This is a genomic window from Rufibacter ruber (assembly GCF_014138425.1).
In the GTDB taxonomy this organism is placed as follows: domain Bacteria; phylum Bacteroidota; class Bacteroidia; order Cytophagales; family Hymenobacteraceae; genus Nibribacter; species Nibribacter ruber_C.
Map to the genome: position 1 here is coordinate 89,999 of NZ_JACJIQ010000008.1, position 19,646 is coordinate 109,644.

General features: G+C 52.3%; 18 protein-coding genes and 1 pseudogene. 12 read left to right on the forward strand and 7 right to left on the reverse strand.

All coding sequences use genetic code 11. From position 1 onward, the window contains the following. Positions 1–41: 41 nt before the first annotated feature. The 6 genes and pseudogenes from FHS90_RS22430 to FHS90_RS11035 form a co-directional block, all read left to right on the forward strand. Positions 42–286, forward strand: a pseudogene (locus tag FHS90_RS22430) (cysteine peptidase family C39 domain-containing protein); the annotation flags it as partial. Positions 287–556: 270 nt separating this feature from the next. After that, complete coding sequence (locus FHS90_RS22435) at positions 557–865, forward strand: ABC transporter transmembrane domain-containing protein (RefSeq protein ID WP_343049684.1); 309 nt, start codon at positions 557–559, stop codon at positions 863–865. Positions 866–1,020: 155 nt separating this feature from the next. After that, positions 1,021–1,176 carry a hypothetical protein gene (locus FHS90_RS22440; protein ID WP_246386913.1) on the forward strand — a complete coding sequence of 52 codons (156 nt, stop codon included), beginning with the start codon at positions 1,021–1,023 and terminating at the stop codon, positions 1,174–1,176. 74 nt (positions 1,177–1,250) lie between these two features. Beyond that, positions 1,251–1,580 carry a hypothetical protein gene (locus FHS90_RS22445; RefSeq protein WP_246386916.1) on the forward strand — a complete coding sequence of 110 codons (330 nt, stop codon included), beginning with the start codon at positions 1,251–1,253 and terminating at the stop codon, positions 1,578–1,580. Further along, a complete protein-coding gene (locus FHS90_RS22450) occupies positions 1,559–1,855 on the forward strand; it encodes an ATP-binding cassette domain-containing protein (RefSeq protein WP_246386919.1) in 297 nt (98 codons plus the stop codon). Before FHS90_RS22445 ends, FHS90_RS22450 begins: the two co-directional genes overlap by 22 nt. Beyond that, positions 1,846–2,214 (forward strand): beta-barrel domain-containing protein, encoded by a 369-nt coding sequence (locus FHS90_RS11035; protein WP_182513094.1) that lies wholly within the window; start codon positions 1,846–1,848, stop codon positions 2,212–2,214. The genes FHS90_RS22450 and FHS90_RS11035 overlap by 10 nt, the downstream gene beginning before the upstream one ends. Before the next feature lie 73 nt (positions 2,215–2,287). On the opposite strand, the gene FHS90_RS11040 is transcribed toward FHS90_RS11035, so the two are convergent. The 3 genes from FHS90_RS11040 to FHS90_RS11050 form a co-directional block, all read right to left on the reverse strand. Further along, positions 2,288–2,761 carry a very short patch repair endonuclease gene (locus tag FHS90_RS11040; RefSeq protein ID WP_182513095.1) on the reverse strand — a complete coding sequence of 158 codons (474 nt, stop codon included), beginning with the start codon at positions 2,759–2,761 and terminating at the stop codon, positions 2,288–2,290. A gap of 389 nt (positions 2,762–3,150) precedes the next feature. Next, a complete protein-coding gene (locus FHS90_RS11045) occupies positions 3,151–3,417 on the reverse strand; it encodes a hypothetical protein (RefSeq protein ID WP_066832894.1) in 267 nt (88 codons plus the stop codon). Between the two features lie 115 nt (positions 3,418–3,532). After that, positions 3,533–3,805 (reverse strand): hypothetical protein, encoded by a 273-nt coding sequence (locus FHS90_RS11050; RefSeq protein ID WP_066832896.1) that lies wholly within the window; start codon positions 3,803–3,805, stop codon positions 3,533–3,535. Positions 3,806–4,010: 205 nt separating this feature from the next. Here FHS90_RS11050 and FHS90_RS11055 point away from each other — a divergent pair, with 205 nt between their 5' ends. Next, positions 4,011–5,627, forward strand: coding sequence for a hypothetical protein (locus FHS90_RS11055; protein WP_182513096.1), 1,617 nt, complete (start codon positions 4,011–4,013; stop codon positions 5,625–5,627). Between the two features lie 316 nt (positions 5,628–5,943). Here FHS90_RS11055 and FHS90_RS11060 read toward each other — a convergent pair whose 3' ends face one another. Further along, entirely contained in the window at positions 5,944–6,255 is a 312-nt protein-coding gene (locus FHS90_RS11060) for a MazG nucleotide pyrophosphohydrolase domain-containing protein (RefSeq protein ID WP_182513097.1), read from the reverse strand. Between the two features lie 289 nt (positions 6,256–6,544). On the opposite strand from FHS90_RS11060, the gene FHS90_RS11065 reads away from it, so the two are divergent. The 3 genes from FHS90_RS11065 to lpdA all read left to right on the forward strand — a co-directional run bounded on the left by FHS90_RS11065 (position 6,545) and on the right by lpdA (position 12,730). Beyond that, positions 6,545–9,304, forward strand: a complete 2,760-nt coding sequence (locus FHS90_RS11065; RefSeq protein WP_066832901.1) for a 2-oxoglutarate dehydrogenase E1 component — start codon at positions 6,545–6,547, stop codon at positions 9,302–9,304. An 84-nt stretch (positions 9,305–9,388) separates the two neighbouring features. Then, positions 9,389–11,020 (forward strand): 2-oxoglutarate dehydrogenase complex dihydrolipoyllysine-residue succinyltransferase, encoded by a 1,632-nt coding sequence (odhB, locus tag FHS90_RS11070; protein WP_066832903.1) that lies wholly within the window; start codon positions 9,389–9,391, stop codon positions 11,018–11,020. Positions 11,021–11,326: 306 nt separating this feature from the next. After that, positions 11,327–12,730, forward strand: coding sequence for a dihydrolipoyl dehydrogenase (gene lpdA, locus FHS90_RS11075; RefSeq protein ID WP_182513098.1), 1,404 nt, complete (start codon positions 11,327–11,329; stop codon positions 12,728–12,730). A gap of 109 nt (positions 12,731–12,839) precedes the next feature. Here the strand turns inward: lpdA and FHS90_RS11080 are convergent, their stop codons facing one another. Both FHS90_RS11080 and FHS90_RS11085 read right to left on the reverse strand, forming a co-directional pair. Beyond that, positions 12,840–14,390 carry an OmpP1/FadL family transporter gene (locus tag FHS90_RS11080; protein WP_182513099.1) on the reverse strand — a complete coding sequence of 517 codons (1,551 nt, stop codon included), beginning with the start codon at positions 14,388–14,390 and terminating at the stop codon, positions 12,840–12,842. A 22-nt stretch (positions 14,391–14,412) separates the two neighbouring features. Next, complete coding sequence (locus FHS90_RS11085) at positions 14,413–15,522, reverse strand: hypothetical protein (RefSeq protein ID WP_182513100.1); 1,110 nt, start codon at positions 15,520–15,522, stop codon at positions 14,413–14,415. Between the two features lie 204 nt (positions 15,523–15,726). On the opposite strand from FHS90_RS11085, the gene proS reads away from it, so the two are divergent. Further along, positions 15,727–17,205 carry a proline--tRNA ligase gene (gene proS / locus FHS90_RS11090; RefSeq protein ID WP_182513101.1) on the forward strand — a complete coding sequence of 493 codons (1,479 nt, stop codon included), beginning with the start codon at positions 15,727–15,729 and terminating at the stop codon, positions 17,203–17,205. Between the two features lie 401 nt (positions 17,206–17,606). Next, positions 17,607–18,188: an LOG family protein gene (locus FHS90_RS11095; protein WP_182513102.1), complete on the forward strand. Its 582-nt coding sequence runs from the start codon at positions 17,607–17,609 to the stop codon at positions 18,186–18,188. Between the two features lie 302 nt (positions 18,189–18,490). On the opposite strand, the gene hemH is transcribed toward FHS90_RS11095, so the two are convergent. Continuing rightward, positions 18,491–19,522 carry a ferrochelatase gene (hemH, locus tag FHS90_RS11100; protein WP_066832921.1) on the reverse strand — a complete coding sequence of 344 codons (1,032 nt, stop codon included), beginning with the start codon at positions 19,520–19,522 and terminating at the stop codon, positions 18,491–18,493. Positions 19,523–19,646 lie beyond the last annotated feature (124 nt).

The following is a 19,646-nucleotide window of genomic DNA, read 5'->3' on the forward strand; positions in this document are numbered from 1 at the left end:
AACAACTAGACCAGATAGACTGTGGCCCCACCTGCCTGCGCATGGTGGCAAAGCACTATGGTAGAATCTATAGCCTACAGAAGCTGCGCACGCTCTCCCAGATTAGCTGGGAGGGGTTTCTATGTTGGGCATTGCCGAGACGGCAGAGAAAATCGGCTTCAAAACCACAGGAGCTAAGGTAGAAGCAAAGCAGTTAAGAGAGCTAGTGCTACCCTGCATTCTGCACTGGGATCAGAACCATTTTGTGGTGCTCTACAAAATCAAAAGTAATAAGTACACGGTGGCAGACCCGGCCAAAGGCATTATCACGTATTCTTTAGAAGAACTTATCCAGCATTGGAGCAGCCAGCAAACTTCTAAGGGAAACTTTGGAGTGGTGCTGTTACTGGAACCAACCCCTGCCCTTTACCAGGAAGAAGATGAGTGGAGTACAAAAGTAAGTTTTGTGCTGTTCTTTGGGTACCTGTTTCGCTATAAAAAGCTGTTGCTCCAGTTAGCGCTGGGGTTTGCGGTGGGCAGTTTGCTGCAGCTCATTCTGCCGTTCTTGACGCAGTCGGTGGTAGATGTGGGCATTAACACCAATAACTTAGACTTTATTTACATTGTGCTCATTGCGCAGTTTATGCTGCTGGTGGGCCGCATGAGCGTAGATTTCATCAGATCCTGGATTCTGCTGCACATCAGCACGCGCCTTAATGTCTCTGTACTGTCTCTATTTCTGAGCAAGCTCATGCGTCTGCCCATCAGCTTCTTTGATACCAAACAAGTGGGAGGCATCATGCAACGTATGGGAGACCAGAAACGGATAGAATCCTTTCTAACAGGGCAGTCGCTTCGGTGGCGTTCTCTATGTTTAATTTGGTAATTTTCTCTTTTGTGCTGGCGTTCTATCATTTGCCGGTTTTTCTGGTGTTTTTGGGAGCATCAGTGCTATACGCTGGTTGGGTTATGGCATTTTTGGGTAAGAGAAAGCAGCTACATTATAAGCGCTTCGGGATTTCAGCCCAAAACCAAAGTTCTGTGATGCAACTCATCAACGGTATGCAGGAGATCAAGCTGAACGGCTGTGAGCAGCAGAAACGGTGGGAGTGGGAGCGTATCCAGGCCAGCTTGTTCAGGTACAGTATCAAATCGCTTTCCTTGGGCAGTACCAGCAGGCAGGGGCATTTTTTATAAATGAAGGCAAGAACATCTTCATCATTTTCCTGGTGGCAAAAGCGGTAATTGCTGGTCAATTAACGTTAGGGGCTATGATGGCCATTCAGTACATTCTGGGACAGCTTAATAGCCCTGTAGAGCAGTTGCTAGGGTTTATTCAAGGCTGGCAAGACGCCAAAATCAGCATGGAGCGCCTCAATGAGATCCATGAGATGGAAGACGAGGAGCCAAACGGGAAAACATTTCTGAAGGAGCTGCCGCCCAGTAAAACCATTCAGCTACAGAACCTCACGTTTCAGTACCCTGGCGCTGGCAATGAACCAGTGCTAAAAGACATTGACCTCATCATCCCTGAAGGGAAAACCACCGCCATTGTAGGCATGAGCGGCAGTGGTAAGCTATGCTGCTCAAGCTTTTGTTAGGTTTTTATTCTCCGCAACAAGGTGAAATAAAGGTGGGAAACACTCCACTCTCAACTATTAAACCTCAATTCTGGCGGCAGAGTTGTGGTGTAGTTATGCAAGAAGGCTTTATCTTCTCAGATACCATTGCGAACAATAGTGCGGTGAACAGTGATGCGTTAGATATGAAAAAGCTTCTGCACGCCATGCGTTTGGCCAACATCTGGGAGTTTGTAAGTTCTCTGCCGCTGGGCCTGCAAACCAAGATTGGGGCAGAGGGCAATGGTTGGAAGTAAATAAACCACTTTTTTACATAGCTAAGGCTGAAGCGGGTGGTTACTGGGGAGAATTTCAAGTGGGGCAGTCTGGAATGGGGAAAGTGCAGCTGGGGCAAAAAGTAATTGTGCGGCTAGATGCATTCCCGTACCAGGAGCACGGCTATTTAAAAGGTCGAATAGAATATTTATCTGATTTTACCAGCGGTGATACTTCCTATTTGGCCAAAGTTTCTTTCCCTGAGGGGCTCGTGACCACGCATAAAAAGCAGCTGTTACTAAAAGATGGCTTGGTCGCCAACGCCGAAATTGTAGCGAAGGAGCGCACCCTTATCGCAAGATTATTTAACAGTCTGGCCCCTTTCTGGGAGAAATATTAAAGTTAGCTTCTACCTTCGTTCGTCTAAATCTCCTAATAAAAAGCCTAAAGCGAAGTAGCCCGCCAATCAGTACTTACGCCGCCTCCAGCCAATAGCTCTCCGGTACGCCCGCGTGCAGGCCTTTAATGGTGAGCAGGCACCCTTCCAGATCCTGTTGCAGCTGGCATTCCCAGATCACCAGAACCTGCCAGCCGGCTGCTTTTAATTTGGCGCGGTGCTGCTGGTCACGCGCTACATTGCGGGTGAATTTTTCACGCCAGAAGGCTGTGTTGCTTTTAGGCAGGGAAAGAGCACAGTGCGGGCAGCGGTGCCAGAAGCAGCCGTGCAGGAAAATTGCCAGCCTGCGGCCGGGATAGCAGACATCGGGCTTGCCCGGAAGATGTTTCCAGTGTACGCGATAGCCCCGTAGCCCTGCCTGCCACAAGGTTCGGCGCAGCAATAGCTCTGGCTGGGTGTCTTTGCTCTTGTTGCTGCGCATGTACCGGCTAACCTTCTCCTGGGCAGTAAGGGGAGGTGCCGTGGGTTTGTATGCCTTTCTCTTTTCCATGCTTCTGGTGTAGAAACAGAACGCAAATCAACGGCAGAGAGTGCCCGGGAGCAAGCTCATTTATAGCAGTCTTACCAATTGAGGAAAAATGCGTTTCCGGGCCATTTTTCTGAAAACAGGCCAAAAACAGCCAGGAGGTGAAAGAGGGCAGCAGGGGTAAACGCTTGGGAGGCTGGTGCTTGGGCCTAGGGGGCGCGTGCGGTTCTGCCGGTGCGGCAGTGTTTGCCCGCCGTACCAGCCGTGGCGCTGGAAAGGATATGGGAAACAAGTTCACAGAAGTATTCTATTCCTGCTGGGGACTTCTATCTATTTATTGGTTCGTGAAAAAAGTCAAGCCCCTGCCGCCGGAGGGCGGGAGGGGCTTGACGGGTATCTTCCGGAAAGAAAGGTTAGTCTTTCACTTCCTCGGCGTCTGCAAACTGACCGCCGCTGTAGCTTACCAGTACAATGGCGCCAATGGCCACGGCGGCCACAGACAGAATCATCTGTACAGGGGTCATTTTCTGGCGTACTTTCAATAACATGTTTCCGGCGTCTGAGAGAAGCTCTGGCAGCACGTCATGGTTGCCCTGGTACACGTGCATGATAGATTCAACAGTGCGGGCAAAATCTTTGGGTTGTACTAGTTGGGCAGAAGTATTGGCTGATTGTTCCATAGTGAAGGTTCTGGTTTAGCGTATAAAAAAACATCCCGGCAGTGCCTTGTGTGGCCCTGCTGGGATGTGTATACGCAAGAAACCTCGCTTTGGTCAGGCAAAATCCCTGAATAAATCAGGCAACCTGTCCGCCCGCCCCGCGCACGGCCTCGTTGATTTTCTGAATGATCTTGTCTGGGCTGAACATCATGCTCGCCGGAAACGCCACATTCACGTTGTTGATCTGAAGAGACTGGCTTGCCTCGTCATACGCGTAATCTGCCGTCACGCCTTGCTTAGATACACGGCCGCTGTTGCCTTCTAATTCAATGCCGGCGGCGCTTAGTTTGCCTTTCAGGTTGTTGTACAACTCAGGGGTGATGCCGTTGTAGGTAGCGCTATTTGCCATAGGTCTGGTTATTTAAGTAGATGGTGAATCAAGGAATACAGTGTAACGCAAGGAGCAGTGGCAAGGTTAAGCTGCCGCTGGCGGCATAAAGGTAGTTGTTTTTGGCCTGTTTTCAGGAAAACAGGCCAAAAACGCATTTCCGGCATTATTTCTCAACCTTTGGCGGCTTTTTCAGGTACAGTTGAACTCTGAACAACCGCCCTCCATGAAAAGAAAAATTTTGCTGACACTACTGGGTTTCTTTTGCCTGTACGGGTTGGTGAGGGTCTTTTTTTCAGACCAGCCCAGTGAGGCGGTCCTGGGGCCTTCTCCGTTCCTGGGGGGGAATGTCCTGCACCACAACGCCCCAGACAGTGTAATGGTGAGTGCGGGCCGGCACTACCAGCTGGGTAAGGTGGGGGAGTTCTTTCTGGGGAAACATTACCGGGAGGTGTGGGCGGTGCCGGTGAAGGCCAAAGTGTTTCACATGCACGAGCAGAAAGGCGGCCTCCAGATAGAAAAGCTGGGCGGCGGTATGCAAACCACCAGCCTCACCCTCACAGACTCAGCGGGTCGTTTGTTTGCGTTGCGGTCTGTAGACAAAGACCCCATTGAGGTGCTGCCCCCCTTCTGGCGGAAAACATTTGTAGGCTCTTTTGTGCGGGACCAGATCTCAGCCACCAACCCGTATGCGGCCTTGGTGGTGGCCCCGCTGGCAGAGGCGGCCGGTGTCTTCCACCCCACGCCCAGCCTGGTGTACGTGCTGCCCGCAGATCAGGACTTTCAGCAGTATTCCAACCAATTTGGGAACAAGCTCTTTCTCATGGAGGAGAAGTTTACCACCAGGGCCTCGCTCACCAAAAAGTTTGGGAACGCCACTGACTTGGTAGAGACAGAAGAAATGCTGGCGCGCCATTACCGCTCCAGCCACCACAGAATTGACCAGTGGGCGTACGCACGGGCCCGCCTGCTGGACCTGCTCATCAGTGACTGGGACCGCCATGAGGGGCAGTGGGACTGGGCAGAGTACCAGCAGAACGGTGAGACGTGGTACAAGCCCGTGCCCAAAGACCGGGACCAGGCTCTCTGCAAGTATGATGACGGCGTCATTCCCTGGATTGCCACCCGCAGGTTTGCGGCCAGAAAATTCTCCTCTTTCCACCCTGAGTTTCAAAATATCTTCGGGCTCACCATCAATGCCGCTTTTCTGGACGCCCGGGCGCTGCCCGAAGTCTCTTTGGTTGACTTTAGGAGGCTGGCCCGGGAGATGCAAATGGCTTTGACAGACTCAGTGCTGAGAATGGCGGTGCGCCGCTTTCCGCCGGCGGTGTATCAACTGGTGGGCGACGAGACCTACCAGAACCTGAAGAGCCGGTTAAAGCAACTGCCGCAGGCCGCCGAAGAATATTACAAGGTGCTGGCCAAAGAAGTAGCCGTGGTGGGGTCAGATGAGCGGGAGCGGTTTGTGGTCCAGCGCCTGTCACAGGGCAGAACCGTGGTAGAGGTCTTCAGGTTGGGCGAAAAGAATATCAACGGGACCAAAATCTACAGCCGCACTTTTTTTGCCAGCGAGACCGAGAAGATCAGCCTGTACGGGCTTGGGGGTGACGATTTCTTTGATCTGCGCGGGCATGCCGTGGTAGGGAGCTATGTCTATGTGTTCGGCGGAGCCGGTGGTGACCAGGTCACAGATGAGTCAACCGTAGAAGGATGGCGCAAGAAGACAGTGGTGGAAGACACAGACCAGGGGGTGAAGCTGGTAGCAGGCCCTGAGACCGAGGCTAAGCTAGCCCGTGCGGCCGCAGAAGTCCCCTCCTTTGTACGGTTCAGGAAAAGGGAGTAACGGTTGTTTCTATTTTGGGGCTGTTTTCTGAAAAATAGCCCCAAAACGGCGGCACAAGCAGATGCTTGCGCCCAGTCAATAATTTCAGGGCAAGAATGAAAAACGCTAAACAGGGTTTCAGTTTGTGTAGCCTCCGCATCAAAGCGTACACATGCTCTGTCATTAAAATAGCGGGTAAGTTAGAAGCACTCTCCTTCAGGCAGAGGCTTTAGGAGGTAAGTTTGAACAGGAATGTCTTCTGTTTTTGGCCTGTTTTCTAAAAAGTAGGCCAAAAACAGAAAAGCATGTTGGCCGCATCACACGCATGAGACAGCTTCTACACTTTTATGTTGCTGCCAATACGGTCAGAGACTTCATTGAATTTCTGCCGCACGCATTCGCCCAGATCCAGCCCCAACTGATCGGCTAGTAGATCAGCGTAGATCACTATGTCTGCCAGTTCTTTTCCTACGTCTTTCACGTCAATGCTGTCACCCCGCCTTATTTTCTTGATGAGGTTGCACATTTCGCCGGTTTCACCGGCAATGGCATTGCTCCAGTCAGCCAATGACCAGTCCAGGCAATTGTGATAGACGGCAGACGTTTGGTTTCTGAGGCGGCTGGCGTGGGTGAGGTGGGAAAACTCCATAGTTCAGTAAATCTAAAAATTGAATATTGGAAAGAAAAGCAGAAAAAGGGTCATTAGGAAAAGGAGGGAGGAGAAAGATTTGTCTCTTATCTATTTATCTATAATTTCGCCAAAACCATAAAATTAACGTACCTCTTATTTAAGCATGCGCAGATTCAGGCAATATGGTTCTGAGAGTCAATGATAATTTGATAACGGAAAGCGAATATTTGCTTATGCGAATCTTAGAATTAGGTTGTTAATCAATATTTTTTAATTTGCCGAGGTTTTAGAAAGTTCTAGCACTTTTATGGATAAATACTCTTATATAGCCAATGCGCATGGGGCGTATATAGATGAGCTATACAAACAATACCAACAAGACCCTGCTTCTGTAGAGTTTGGCTGGCAGAAATTTTTTGAGGGGTTTGACTTTTCCCAAAGCTACCCAAGCGAAAACGGGGAGGCGGCCCCAACTGCTTCTTCGGGCGCATCTTCTGCCAAAGGAGCTACCGCCGGTGAGGTGGACAAGGAAATTCAGGTGCGTAATCTAATCTACGCCTACCGTTCCCGTGGCCACCTGCGGTCAAACACCAACCCAGTTAGACCCCGCAAAGACCGCAAAGCGCTGTTAGACCTGTCTGACTTTGGGTTGTCTGAGGCTGATTTGGACACTAAATTCCAGAGTGGTTCAGAATTGGGTTTAGGCACGGCCAGCCTGCGCGATATTCTGGCTACCCTGAAAAAGGTGTATGAAAGAACCATCGGGTTTGAGTACATGTACATCAGAGACCCAGAGGTGCTGGAGTGGTTTAAGCAGAAGGCTGAGAAAGAGTCAGTAGACTTTAACCCTACTATTGAATACAAGAAGCGCATTCTGTCTAAGTTGAATGAGGCAGTGGTGTTTGAAAACTTCCTGCACACTAAGTTCTTAGGCCAGAAGCGTTTCTCACTGGAAGGTGGCGAAACTACTATCCCGGCGCTGGATGCCATCATTGACAAAGGTGCCGAGTTAGGCGTACAGGAAGTGGTGATTGGCATGGCGCACCGGGGCCGCCTGAACGTGCTGGCCAACATCATGGGCAAAACCTATGAGCAGATCTTCTCTGAGTTCCAGGGAACGGCCGTGCCAGACTTGACCATGGGTGACGGTGACGTGAAATACCACATGGGCTTCTCCAGTGAGATTGATACCCCGTATGGCCACAAGATCAACCTGAAGCTGGCACCCAACCCGTCTCACTTAGAGGCGGTGAACCCAGTGGTTGAGGGATTTGTGCGCGCCAAGCTGGACTCTATGTACGGCCGTGACACCAATAAAATACTGCCTATCCTCATTCACGGTGATGCGGCCGTGGCCGGCCAGGGCATTGGCTACGAGGTTACCCAAATGGCCAAACTGGAAGGGTACAGCACCGGCGGTACCATTCACTTTGTGATCAACAACCAGGTTGGTTTCACCACCGACTTTGAAGACGCCCGTTCTTCTATCTACAGCACTGACCTGGCCAAAATCATTGACGCGCCGGTGCTGCACGTAAACGGTGACGACCCGGAGGCGGTAGTGTTTGCCGTGCGTCTGGCTACGGAGTACCGTCAGAAATTCCATAATGATATTTTCATTGACATGGTGTGCTACCGCCGCCATGGCCACAATGAGGCAGATGAGCCTAAGTTCACGCAGCCACAGCTCTACAATCTCATCTCTAAGCACGCCAACCCCCGCGAGATCTATAACAAATCGCTGGTAAGCCGGGGAGAGGTAGATGCGAAGCTGGCAGATGAAATGGACCAGCACTTCCGCCAAACGCTTCAGGAGCGCCTGGATATGGTGAAGCAGGAACCGTTGCCTTACAACTACCAGGTGCTGGAGAAAGAGTGGCAGGAGCTGCGCCGCTCTACCCCAGAAGACTTCCATCAGTCGCCAGAAACGGGCGTGCCATTAGAGGCTATTGAGAAGGTAGGCAAAGCGCTGACTACGCTGCCAGAGAACTTCAAGCCGCTCAAGCAGATTGAAAAGCTTATCAAAGAGCGCCAGGACATGTTCTTTGAGAGCCGCTCGTTGAACTGGGCCTCGGCGGAGTTGCTGGCCTACGGGTCTATCTTGCTAGATAACAAAATTGTGCGCATGAGCGGGCAGGATGTGCGCCGCGGTACGTTCTCGCATCGGCATGCGGTGGTGCGTGACGCCAATACCAACGCCGCCTACAACAACCTGAACCACATTCAGGAAGGCCAGCAGCAGCTGCAGATTTACAACTCGCTGCTGTCTGAGTACGGCGTGTTGGGCTTTGAATTCGGCTATGCCATGGCTAACCCCAACGCATTGGTGATTTGGGAAGCCCAGTTTGGTGACTTCGCCAACGGCGCGCAGGTTATGATTGACCAGTTCATCTCGTCTACTGAGTCTAAATGGCAGCGCATGAACGGCGTGGTGATGTTGTTGCCGCACGGTTATGAGGGCCAGGGGCCTGAGCACTCCAATGCCCGCCCAGAGCGCTTCCTGCAGTTGGCCGCTGAGTACAACATGTACGTGACCCAGTGTACCACGCCAGCCAACTTCTTCCACATGCTGCGCCGCCAGTTGGCCACGCCGTACCGCAAGCCGTGCATCCACATGTCGCCTAAGTCTATGCTGCGTCACCAGGCGGTGATGTCACCCATTGAAGACTTCGTGAACGGTTCATTCCAGGAGGTGATTGGTGACGGCTACGCCGATGCCAAGGCCGTGACCAAAGTGTTGCTGTGTACCGGTAAAGTGTACTATGACCTGCTGGAAGAGCAGCAGAGCACCAACCGCTCAGATGTGGCCATCATCAGAATGGAGCAGCTGCATCCGTTCCCAGAGGTGCAGTTGGTGCGTGAGCTGGAGAAATACCCTGAGGCCAAGATTTACTGGGTGCAGGAAGAGCCGTTCAACATGGGTGCCTGGACGTATATTCTGAGCGTGATGCGCAAGAACATTGATGACGTGGTATCACGTAAGCCAAGCTCTTCACCCGCTACCGGTTACAACAAAATTCACCAGAAAGAGCAGCGCAGCATCATTGAAAGAGCATTTAGCATTTAAATAAATATCAAGTCTGTTTTTGGCCTGTTTTTAGAAAAACAGGCCAAAAACAGACTTAAGGGACATCTTAAGCGAAAAGAAACTATGAGCTTAGAAGTAAAAGTACCGGTGGTTGGGGAATCCATCACGGAAGTAACCATTGCCAAATGGCTAAAACAAGACGGCGACCAAGTAGCCATGGATGAGGTAATCTGCGAACTGGAGTCAGACAAGGCTACGTTTGAGTTGCCCGCCGAGGCTGCCGGGGTGCTGAGAATCAAAGCCCAGGAAGGCGATACCATTCCAATTGGTGAAGTAATTTGCGTGATTGAAGGCGCTGGACAAGGAGCTTCTGCCCCGCAGCCTACCACGTCTGCCTCTCAAGATACGATCACTGAAAGCAAATCTGTGACGGATCCGCAGAGCACCGTAGCGGCAGAGAATACGCCAAGCCACGGCACCCAGAACCAGTCTACCACGGGTGGCGCAGCTGGTCAGACCATTGATGTGAAAATCCCGACGGTAGGGGAGTCTATCACCGAGGTGACCATCTCTAAATGGTTGAAAGCTGACGGTGACCAGGTAGCCATGGACGAGGTTCTATGTGAGCTGGAGTCTGACAAAGCTACGTTTGAGCTGCCTGCCGAAGCAGCAGGTGTGCTGCGCATAGTGGCGCAGGAAGGGGAAACTGTTGAGATTGGTGCCACCATCTGCCGCATTGAGGCGGGTGCCGGTTCAGGCGTGACTACGTCTCCTGCTCCACAGACGGCTCCTGCCGCCCAGCCGGCACAGGCTGCTTCTGCCCAGGGCGGTGGCGCTTCTACCTACGCCAGCGGCACGCCTTCGCCGGCGGCGGGGAAAATCCTTTCTGAGAAAGGCATCTCTGCTTCTGATGTAACCGGTTCTGGCCGTGACGGCCGAATCACAAAAGAAGATGCTCAGAACGCCCAGGCTCGTCCGGCGGCACAACCAGCCGCTGCTGCTTCCGCGCCAGCGGCCAAAGAATCTGCGGCATCGGCACCAGTCGCGGCGGGTTCTAGAAACTCACGCCGTGAGAAAATGAGCAGCCTGCGTAAAACTGTAGCGCGCCGTCTGGTGGCGGTGAAAAATGAAACGGCTATGTTAACCACCTTCAACGAGGTAGACATGAAGCCGATTATGGATATCAGGGCCAAATACAAAGACAAGTTCAAGGAGAAGCACGAAGTGGGCTTAGGATTTATGTCGTTCTTCGTGAAGGCGTGTACCGTGGCCTTGCAAGAGTGGCCAGCGGTGAACGCCCAGAGTGACGGCGGTGAAATGGTCTTCAACGACTTCTGCGATATCTCTATTGCCGTGTCTGCGCCTAAAGGTCTGGTGGTGCCGGTTATCCGGAACGCCGAAGGTCTGAGCCTGGACGGTATTGAGAAAGAAGTGGTAAGATTGGCTAAGCGTGCCCGTGAGAACAAACTGGGCATTGACGAGATGACCGGCGGTACGTTCACCATCACCAACGGTGGCGTGTTCGGGTCTATGATGTCTACGCCTATCATCAACGCGCCGCAGTCTGCTATCTTGGGTATGCACAATATTGTGAACCGCCCGGTGGCTATCAACAACCAGGTGGAAATTAGACCCATGATGTACCTGGCGCTTTCATATGACCACCGCATTATTGACGGCCGTGAGTCAGTGAGCTTCCTGGTGCGCGTGAAGGAGTTGCTGGAAGACCCAATGAGATTGTTGCTTGGAGTCTAACCGATAAAATCAATGAAGGAGGGGTAAACAGAAGGTTTGCTCCTCCTTTATTCTAATCAGTATCAGAAGCAAAGATTGCTAGTCATCTTTCCTTATTTGTCATCCTGAAAGGATCTTGGTGGCGAACGGTAAGAACATGTAGTAAGCGCATATCTAGCTTGCCCACAAGATCCTTCCAGGATGACAGCACGGAGACGTTTTCGGCCTCTTTTCCCGAAAACAGGCCAAAAACGGTCTTAAGACTTTTGCTTCTGCATCATATTGTTTTTGAGAACGGGAATTCTTTCCTTCATAAAAAGAAAAACCATGAAATACGATGTAACGGTTATTGGTTCTGGTCCTGGGGGTTACGTAGCGGCTATTCGCTGTGCGCAGTTGGGCCTGAAAACAGCCATCATTGAAAAATATTCCGTTTTGGGCGGCACTTGCCTGAACGTAGGTTGTATTCCGTCTAAGGCGCTGCTTGATTCATCTGAGCACTTCCACAACGCGGCGCACACCTTTAAGGAGCACGGCATTGAGCTGGAAAACCTGCAGGTGAACCTGGAGCAGATGATTACCCGCAAGAGCGGCGTGATTAAGTCTAACAACGACGGGATTGCCTACCTCATGAAGAAGAACAAGGTAGACGTGTACAACGGCTTAGGCTCCTTTGTGAACAAGAATACCATCAAAATCACGGGCCAGGACGGCACTGAGCAGCAGATTGAAACGGACAAAACCATCATTGCCACTGGTTCTAAGCCGGTAAACCTGCCTTTCCTGCCCGTTGATAAAAACCGCATCATCACTTCTACCGAAGCGTTGACCTTAAAAGAGGTGCCCAAGCACCTGATTGTGATTGGCGGCGGCGTGATTGGTCTGGAGTTGGGTTCTGTGTATGCCCGCCTAGGCGCGAAAGTGTCTGTGGTAGAATACACAGATGCCATTATCCCTACCATGGACCGTGCCCTTGGGAAAGAATTACAACGCGTCTTGAAGAAAACCCTCGGCTTTGAGTTCTTCTTCGGGCACAAGGTAACGGGTGCGCAGGTAGAAGGCGAAGGCGTGAAAGTAACCGCTGAGTCTCCTAAAGGTCAGGAAGTGACGTTTGAAGGTGATTACTGCTTAGTATCTGTAGGCCGTAAACCCTATACAGAAGGCTTGGGTTTAGAGAACGCAGGCGTGCAGTTAGGTGAGCGTGGTATGATTGCCGTAGATGACCACCTGCAAACCAACGTGCCCGGCATCTACGCCATTGGCGACGTGGTGCGTGGTGCTATGTTGGCGCACAAAGCCGAAGAAGAAGGGGTTTTGGTAGCCGAGCAGATTGTTGGGCAGAAGCCGCACATCAATTATAACCTCATCCCAGGCGTAGTGTACACCTGGCCGGAAGTAGCCGGTGTTGGTTTTACGGAGGAGCAACTGAAAGCGCAAGGCGTAGCCTACAAGACGGGTTCGTTCCCCTTCAAAGCCTCCGGCCGCGCCAAAGCGTCTATGGACACAGACGGTTTTGTAAAGGTGTTGGCAGACGCCAAAACCGATGAAATTTTAGGGGTACACATGATTGGACCGCGTGCGGCAGACATGATTGCCGAGGCGGTTGTAGCCATGGAGTTCAGGGCCTCCGCCGAGGATATTGCCCGCATGAGCCATGCGCACCCAACCTATACTGAGGCCATGAAAGAAGCCTGTTTAGCGGCTACTGAGAACAGAGCTATTCATATATAGGGTTTAAGCTGCTGCCTGATAAAAGAGAAAGCCTCTCCTGATTTTCAGGAGAGGCTTTCTCTTTTTGCGTTTTAGACCTGTTTTTCAGAAAGTAGCTCAAAAACAGAACTTAGAAGTTCCACCCGAAGGTGACTACAAAGTTGGTGTTCTCATGCTTGTTTTCAGTGAGAGGGGTAATGGCCTCATCATAGACAGAATCAGGTGAGCCAAACTCCAGATTGGAATAAGGGCTATAGAGGCTCTTGTACTTGCTATACACCAAGGCGGCGTCAATAAAGTAGTTAGTCTGTCTCAGGCCAAAACCGCCCGTAAAGAAGGTTTTTGACTGGTCAACATTGCTGTTCTTCATAGGATCGCCGTACAAGCCTACGCCACCTCTCAGCCTGAAGATGTCAATGCGGGCCTCCGCTCCAAATCTATAATTCATGGCACTTTGGTAGCTGTTGCGGGCCGCCTGGTTGGCATTTTGAAAAGAGGCATCATTGGAGCTTAACCGGCCATTAGCGTAATTGACATATTCCACATCGGCGGTGATAAAACCATTTTTCCCTAAGAACACGGCAGCGCCACCACTGGCCCTAAAGGGCGTGGTGAGGTTGTACTCAAACTCCCCAAGATCGGTTGTGGCATATTCTACATCATTGGTGAACATGCCCGTTGTATAGTTAACCGTCAAGTTAGTGCTGTACTGGTCAACCAAAGTGTACCAGGTGGGAGTTTGAACGGCAACGCCTAACCTAAGCACATCTGAAGGGCGGTAGATGGCTCCTACTTTTAGCATGACCCCGGTTCCTTCAGTCGTTAGGTTGTCCTGGAGCCGGAAGCTTTGCAGGCCAGACTGCGGGCTTTCAGCAACAGTAGGTCCGGTTTCAGAATAGGTTCTTGTCTGCTTAAACCGTACGCTGGTGATACCAATAGAGGCTCCCAAAAACAATTTGTCTCTAAAGCTGGCTCCGTAAGATAGGTCCCACTGGTTTTGTGAACCACTGGTGACAATGCTCTCTTGAAAAGGAGTGGCTACCAGTGCGCGGGTAATAGGGTCATTCTCATTGGCGGGTACCACAGAATAGTCTGGGGCGTAATAAAATCCTCCTGCTTCATCAAACGTGATGAGTCCAGTTTCATATGCTAAATAAGATTCATCAAATGCATTTGCCCCCTCTGTAGTTGAGTTGGCTAATTGGTCAGCATACTCGGCAAATTTTAACGCCCCCCTTGGTGAGGTGCCGCGGTAGGTCATGCGCTGGTTGAAGTTGTTCAGCCGGGTGAGGCCCAGGCCAAAAGACCCAGACCGCCAATCTCCTTCCTCGTCATCAGCCTTGCGGGTAGTGATCACTATCCCCACCTGAGGGATATTAAGGTTATTGCGGTTGTCCATGGCTGAGGTGCCAAAGACAGAGCTGTTGGTCTCGTTGAAGTTAAGCCCGGCAGAAACAGTCACCTCTGAACGTCTGAACAAACCTAAGCCGGCTGGGTTAGCTGAGAAAGACCCGGCATCGCCGCCTAAGGCAACATTGGCGCCAGAGAGCCCTAAGGAACGGGCAGTGCCCCCAAAATCTGTGCGTGAATAACGAAGGACGTCTGTCTCGCTTTGAGCAAAGCCCTTCCCGGCACTGCCTAGCAGGGCCAGGCAGGCCAAAAGAAAGCTATATTTTTTCATGTGCTTTTAAAGAAAAGAGAGATTAGTTTCTGCCTCTGCGTCCGCCGCCTGAGCTAGAGCCCGAGCTGGAGCCGCTGCTGCTGCTTCTAGAAGGGAAGGATGAAGAGGAAGAAGATGATCTGGAAGGCTCATAAGAAGGTCTGCTCTGCTCATAAGAGCGGGAAGACTCTCTTTGGTAATCATTGTTCTGGCTGGCAGATGGGGCCGGAGACTCTCTGCGGCGTCTGCTTGGCTGGGCCTCACTGCTTCTGCTTCCAGAGTTTGCCGGCGTTGGCGTATAAACCGGCTGTTCTGACCCGCTTGACCGTCTGGTGCGGGCATTCACAGGCTGAGGCTGCTCTGAAACGCTGCCAGGGTAAGAAGATCTTCCGGTGGTACGTCTAGAGCGGGTGCCTTCGTCTATCTGCGCATTAGAAACTCTGGAGCCGGAGCTTGGGGTGATGCCGCCGCGGGTTCCTCTGACTGCATTCTGGCTTGAGCTACCGCCAAGGTTAGAACTTCTGTCACGACGCGGGGCGTAGTTCACCTTTCTGGCCACAACACCGCCTCCGTAATAGCCCCCGTCATAGAAGCCGCCGCCGTAGTAGCCGCCATAGCGGTAAGGGTTGTATCTGCCGTAGCCGTAGTAACCCCATGGGTCATAGAAGCGACCGTACCCGCCGTAGCCCCAGCCGTAGCCTATGCCAATAGAGACAGAAATGCCAGTACGGGGCCACCAAGGATCATAAAGGGCCATGCCGGGGCCGTAAAACGGATCATACCAGGGGTCCATCATCATCGCTCTGGAATAGTAGCGGCCAGGGTAGAAAAATGGGTCACGGTACGCATAATACGGATTGCCAAAGGGCGCATCATAGTACGAGTACTGGTAAGGGTCATTAGAAGCTCTGCGGGTCTTGCCAGAATAGGTTTCTGGGTCACTCTCCCGCTCGGTAATGTCTCCAGAAGAGTTGGCCGCATACCCTTCAGTGGCCTCAGGGGCATATTCAGGTTCTACATACGTGACTTTGTCTGAGGAGGAGAAGTACACGTCATCCACTTCGCTGGTCTGCAGATTGGACGTCGTGCTGCACCCGGCCGCCAAAAATCCCAGCAGCGGCAAGAGGTACAGTTTATGGGAAAAATATTTCATGAGTTGTAGTAGTTGGAATGGATGCTAATTCAGATTCACAAAACCAGGTAACACGAGTATCCGGATCACCAACGTTTCTATTACAAGATATTAACGTATTTTTGAGCCGAAAAGGTATAGAAGCGTTCAAAGAAAAAACAAGCAAATTCTATGCCGGATTATTAAAGAATTTCTATATATTTCTCTTTTTCAAAGATACTTAAAATGAGCAAAGGGTTGCCTAAGCGTAGTGAGGATTATTCACTGTGGTACAATGAATTGGTTAAGCGGGCCGGCCTGGCCGAAAACTCCGCCGTGCGGGGCTGTATGGTCATTAAACCGTACGGGTATGCCATTTGGGAGAAAATGCAGCGCGTCTTAGATGATATGTTCAAAGCAACAGGACATTCTAATGCGTACTTTCCCCTATTCGTGCCCAAAAGTTTGTTTGAGGCCGAAGAGCAGAACGCCGAGGGTTTTGCCAAGGAGTGCGCCGTGGTGACCCACTACCGCCTGCAAACCGACCCCGACAAACCCGGCAAGCTGCGCGTAGACCCCAATGCCCGCCTGGAGGAAGAGCTCATTGTGCGCCCCACCTCTGAGGCCATCATCTGGAACACCTACAAAGGCTGGATACAGAGCTACCGTGATTTGCCCTTGCTCATCAACCAGTGGGCCAACGTAGTGCGCTGGGAAATGCGCACCCGCCTGTTTCTGCGTACCGCCGAGTTCCTGTGGCAGGAAGGCCACACCGCCCACGCCACCGCCCAGGAAGCCATTGCCGAAACCGAACAGATGCTGCACGTCTACGCAGACTTCGCGGAGAATTTTCTGGCCCTGCCGGTGATTAGAGGTAAGAAAACCCCAAATGAGCGCTTTGCCGGGGCTTTGGATACTTACTGCATTGAAGGCCTCATGCAAGACGGGAAAGCCCTGCAGGCCGGTACGTCGCACTTCCTGGGACAGAACTTCGCGCAGGCGTTTGACGTGAAGTTCGCCACCAGAGAAGGCGGGCTGGAGCACGTGTGGGGAACCTCCTGGGGCGTGAGCACCCGTTTAATGGGAGCCCTGGTCATGGCGCACTCAGATGATGAAGGCTTGGTATTGCCTCCCAAACTGGCGCCTATCCAGGTGGTGATTGTGCCCATCTACAAAGGCGAAGAGCAACTGGCGCAAATCTCTGAGAAGGTGCTGGGCCTGAAAAAACAACTGGAGGCCAAAGGCATCAGTGTAAAATATGATGACCGCGACACCGAGCGCCCCGGCTTCAAGTTTGCCGAGTGGGAGCTGAAAGGCGTGCCCGTGCGCATCGCCATTGGCGGCCGCGACCTGGAAAACGGCACCGCCGAAGTGGCCCGCCGCGACACCAAGGAGAAGTCCTCGCAGCAATTTGACGAGCTGGTGAACCTGGTGCCTGCGTTATTAGACGAGATTCAGGAAAACGTCTTCCAGAAAGCCCTGGCCTTCCGCGAAGCGAACACTACCAAAGTAGATTCTTACGAGGAGTTCAAGCGCGTGCTGGACGAGAAACCTGGGTTTGTCTTAGCCCACTGGGACGGCACCCCGGAGACCGAAGAGCGCATCAAAGAGGAAACCAAAGCCACCATCCGCTGCATCGCCCTGGATTCACCGGAGGAAGACGGCGTGGACATGGTGACTGGTAAACCTTCTAAGCGCCGCGTGTACTTCGCCAGAGCGTACTAATAATTTAAAGATTGGGGAAGATGTGAAAAGGGCGTTTCCTTTTCCTGCAGATAAAGAACGGGAGCTGCGTGAGTGGCTCCCGTTTCTGTTTTGAGCCTGTTTTAGGAAATTAAATCAAGAATGTAGCGTCGTTACCCTGTAACGACGTGTCGGCATGAAACGATAAAGCCTCTCCCAGAGAGACCAAAATTTGAGCCCATAAGCAATGTAGGTTGAATGATCTGGTTCTCTGGTTTAGAGCCTATGCCGCTGCGTGGAAACACGCCGTTACAGGGTAACGACGCTACGGATTTCTGTTTTTGGCCTGATTTCCAGAAAACAGGCCAAAAACAGAAACACTGATAGAGGCGAGCCTCGGCCCCTTTTGTACCTTTGCCTTTAAACCCTTCAACCTGTTTCACATGAAAAGCATTGCCATCTTCTGCGGTGCCCAGAGCGGCCATAACCCTGTTTATCAAGAAGCGGCCCACGCCTTGGGAACCTTGTTCGCCCAGAAAGGTGTCAGGCTGGTGTACGGCGGCGGCAAAGTGGGGCTGATGGGCGTGATTGCCGATGCCGTGCTGGCGGGCGGCGGCGAGGTGGTGGGCGTGATTCCGCAGAGTTTGATGGACATGGAGGTGGGGCACCCGGGGCTGACCCAACTGCACGTGGTGCAGACCATGCACGAGCGCAAAGCCTTGATGGCCGCCGAGTCAGATGCGTTTGTGGCCATGCCCGGCGGTTTTGGCACGTTTGACGAGTTCTGCGAGATTGTGACCTGGAACCAGATCAACATCATTCAAAAGCCTTTCGCGCTTTTCAATGTGAACGGCTATTTCAACCCGTTCCTGCAGATGCTGGACCACGCCACCGCCGAAGGCTTCCTGAAACCGGAGCAAAGGGCCAACGTGCTGGTGTCTGATCAGGGCGAGGACTTGATGAATCTGGTGCTGCAAAAAGCATCGGCCGTGGCCGAAGACTGGGTGGATTTCAAGCGCATCTGATTTTTTCTGTTTTCGGCCTGTTTTTCAGAAAGTAGCTCAAAAACAGCGTTGAATTCAACTGGAACAGCGCCTGCTCCAAAAGGCCTGGCAGCGTCTGGAGGGCCTGCGAGTGTCTGGACCCATTGCCTCTGCCACCGACTCACCCTCATTTTAACCTTTTCCCTGAGAGGGAAGGAACACCGCTAATGCGTTTTCAGCCTGTTTCCCCAAAAACAGGCCGAAAACAGAAATAGCCACGGCACCTGCCGTGGCTATTTCTGTAATATGCTGTCGTGCTACGTGATACGCACTACCTGCTACGCTTATTCCGCCTCCTGCACCAGCTGCACCACGGTGTTGACCCAGGTGGGGTGCGTGTTACAGCTTTCTACCAGTTGCCAGTGCTCGCCGCCGGCTTTCTCAAACTCCTCTTTGAACTCTTCGCCCACCTCAATGGTGGTTTCCAGGCAGTCGGCCACAAAGGCGGGGCTGAAGGCCAGCACGCTCTTCACGCCGTTGGCGGCCAGTTCTTTCAAGATGTTGTCTGTGTAGGGTTGCAGCCACGGGTCTTTGCCCAGGCGCGACTGAAACGCCACCGTATATTTTCCTTCGGGGATGTTGAGGGCCTTGGCCAGCTGGCGCGAGGTCTCAAAACACTGCGCGCGGTAGCAGTAGCGGTTACGGCTGTGGTACGTGTTGCAGCAGGCGCCCAACTGGCAGTAGCCTTTGGTGCTGGCCTTGAGAATCTGCCGCTCCGGCACGCCGTGGTAACTGAACACAAAATGGTCATAGTCCCGCTTGGCCATGTGCGTCTGGGCAATCTCTGCGAAGGTATTGATAAAGCCGGGGTGGTTGCAGAACGTGCTGATGAACTTGATGTCTGGGATCACCTCCCAGGTGCCCACCACCTCCATCACCTTCTCCTGCACCGAGCCCGTGGTGGCCGAGGCGTACTGCGGGAACAGCGGCAGCACAATGATGCGGTCCACCACCTTGTCTTGCAGCTCTTGCAGGGCGCTTTCAATGCTGGGGCTTTGGTACCGCATGCCCAGGGCCACGTGGTAGTTCTTGCCCAACCGTTCCTGCACCAGTTTCTGCAGGTCCAGGCCGTGGTACAGCAGCGGCGAACCGCGGTCGGTCCAGAGTTCTTTATAGATCTTCGCCGATTTAGGCGCCCTAAACGGGGCGATGATGCCGTTCACCAACAGGTAACGGTTTACGGCCGGGATGTCAATCACCCGTTTGTCTAAAAGGAATTCGCGAAGGTATTTTCTAACGTGGGGCACGCTGGGCGAATCTGGGGTGCCCAGGTTCACCAACAATACTCCTGTTTTTCCAGGGAGTCCACTTTTCATAAGCCTGATATTAGATTGCAAAGGTACATATTTGGGAGGCAGCAGGCACAGAACCAGCCCGTAAACTCTATAGATATTCCTTATAGGCCATAGAGTGTATAGAACCTGGGGTTTTGCTTTTTCT

Excerpts from the sequence above, each read along its gene's own strand:
- FHS90_RS22445 (WP_246386916.1), top strand. The coding sequence starts at position 1,251 with ATGATGGCCATTCAGTACATTCTGGGACAGCTTAATAGCCCTGTAGAG.
- FHS90_RS22450 (WP_246386919.1), top strand. The coding sequence starts at position 1,559 with ATGCTGCTCAAGCTTTTGTTAGGTTTTTATTCTCCGCAACAAGGTGAA.
- FHS90_RS11040 (WP_182513095.1), bottom strand. The coding sequence starts at position 2,761 with ATGGAAAAGAGAAAGGCATACAAACCCACGGCACCTCCCCTTACTGCC.
- FHS90_RS11045 (WP_066832894.1), bottom strand. The coding sequence starts at position 3,417 with ATGGAACAATCAGCCAATACTTCTGCCCAACTAGTACAACCCAAAGAT.
- FHS90_RS11050 (WP_066832896.1), bottom strand. The coding sequence starts at position 3,805 with ATGGCAAATAGCGCTACCTACAACGGCATCACCCCTGAGTTGTACAAC.
- FHS90_RS11055 (WP_182513096.1), top strand. The coding sequence starts at position 4,011 with ATGAAAAGAAAAATTTTGCTGACACTACTGGGTTTCTTTTGCCTGTAC.
- FHS90_RS11060 (WP_182513097.1), bottom strand. The coding sequence starts at position 6,255 with ATGGAGTTTTCCCACCTCACCCACGCCAGCCGCCTCAGAAACCAAACG.
- FHS90_RS11065 (WP_066832901.1), top strand. The coding sequence starts at position 6,545 with ATGGATAAATACTCTTATATAGCCAATGCGCATGGGGCGTATATAGAT.
- odhB (WP_066832903.1), top strand. The coding sequence starts at position 9,389 with ATGAGCTTAGAAGTAAAAGTACCGGTGGTTGGGGAATCCATCACGGAA.
- lpdA (WP_182513098.1), top strand. The coding sequence starts at position 11,327 with ATGAAATACGATGTAACGGTTATTGGTTCTGGTCCTGGGGGTTACGTA.
- FHS90_RS11080 (WP_182513099.1), bottom strand. The coding sequence starts at position 14,390 with ATGAAAAAATATAGCTTTCTTTTGGCCTGCCTGGCCCTGCTAGGCAGT.
- FHS90_RS11085 (WP_182513100.1), bottom strand. The coding sequence starts at position 15,522 with ATGAAATATTTTTCCCATAAACTGTACCTCTTGCCGCTGCTGGGATTT.
- proS (WP_182513101.1), top strand. The coding sequence starts at position 15,727 with ATGAGCAAAGGGTTGCCTAAGCGTAGTGAGGATTATTCACTGTGGTAC.
- FHS90_RS11095 (WP_182513102.1), top strand. The coding sequence starts at position 17,607 with ATGAAAAGCATTGCCATCTTCTGCGGTGCCCAGAGCGGCCATAACCCT.
- hemH (WP_066832921.1), bottom strand. The coding sequence starts at position 19,522 with ATGAAAAGTGGACTCCCTGGAAAAACAGGAGTATTGTTGGTGAACCTG.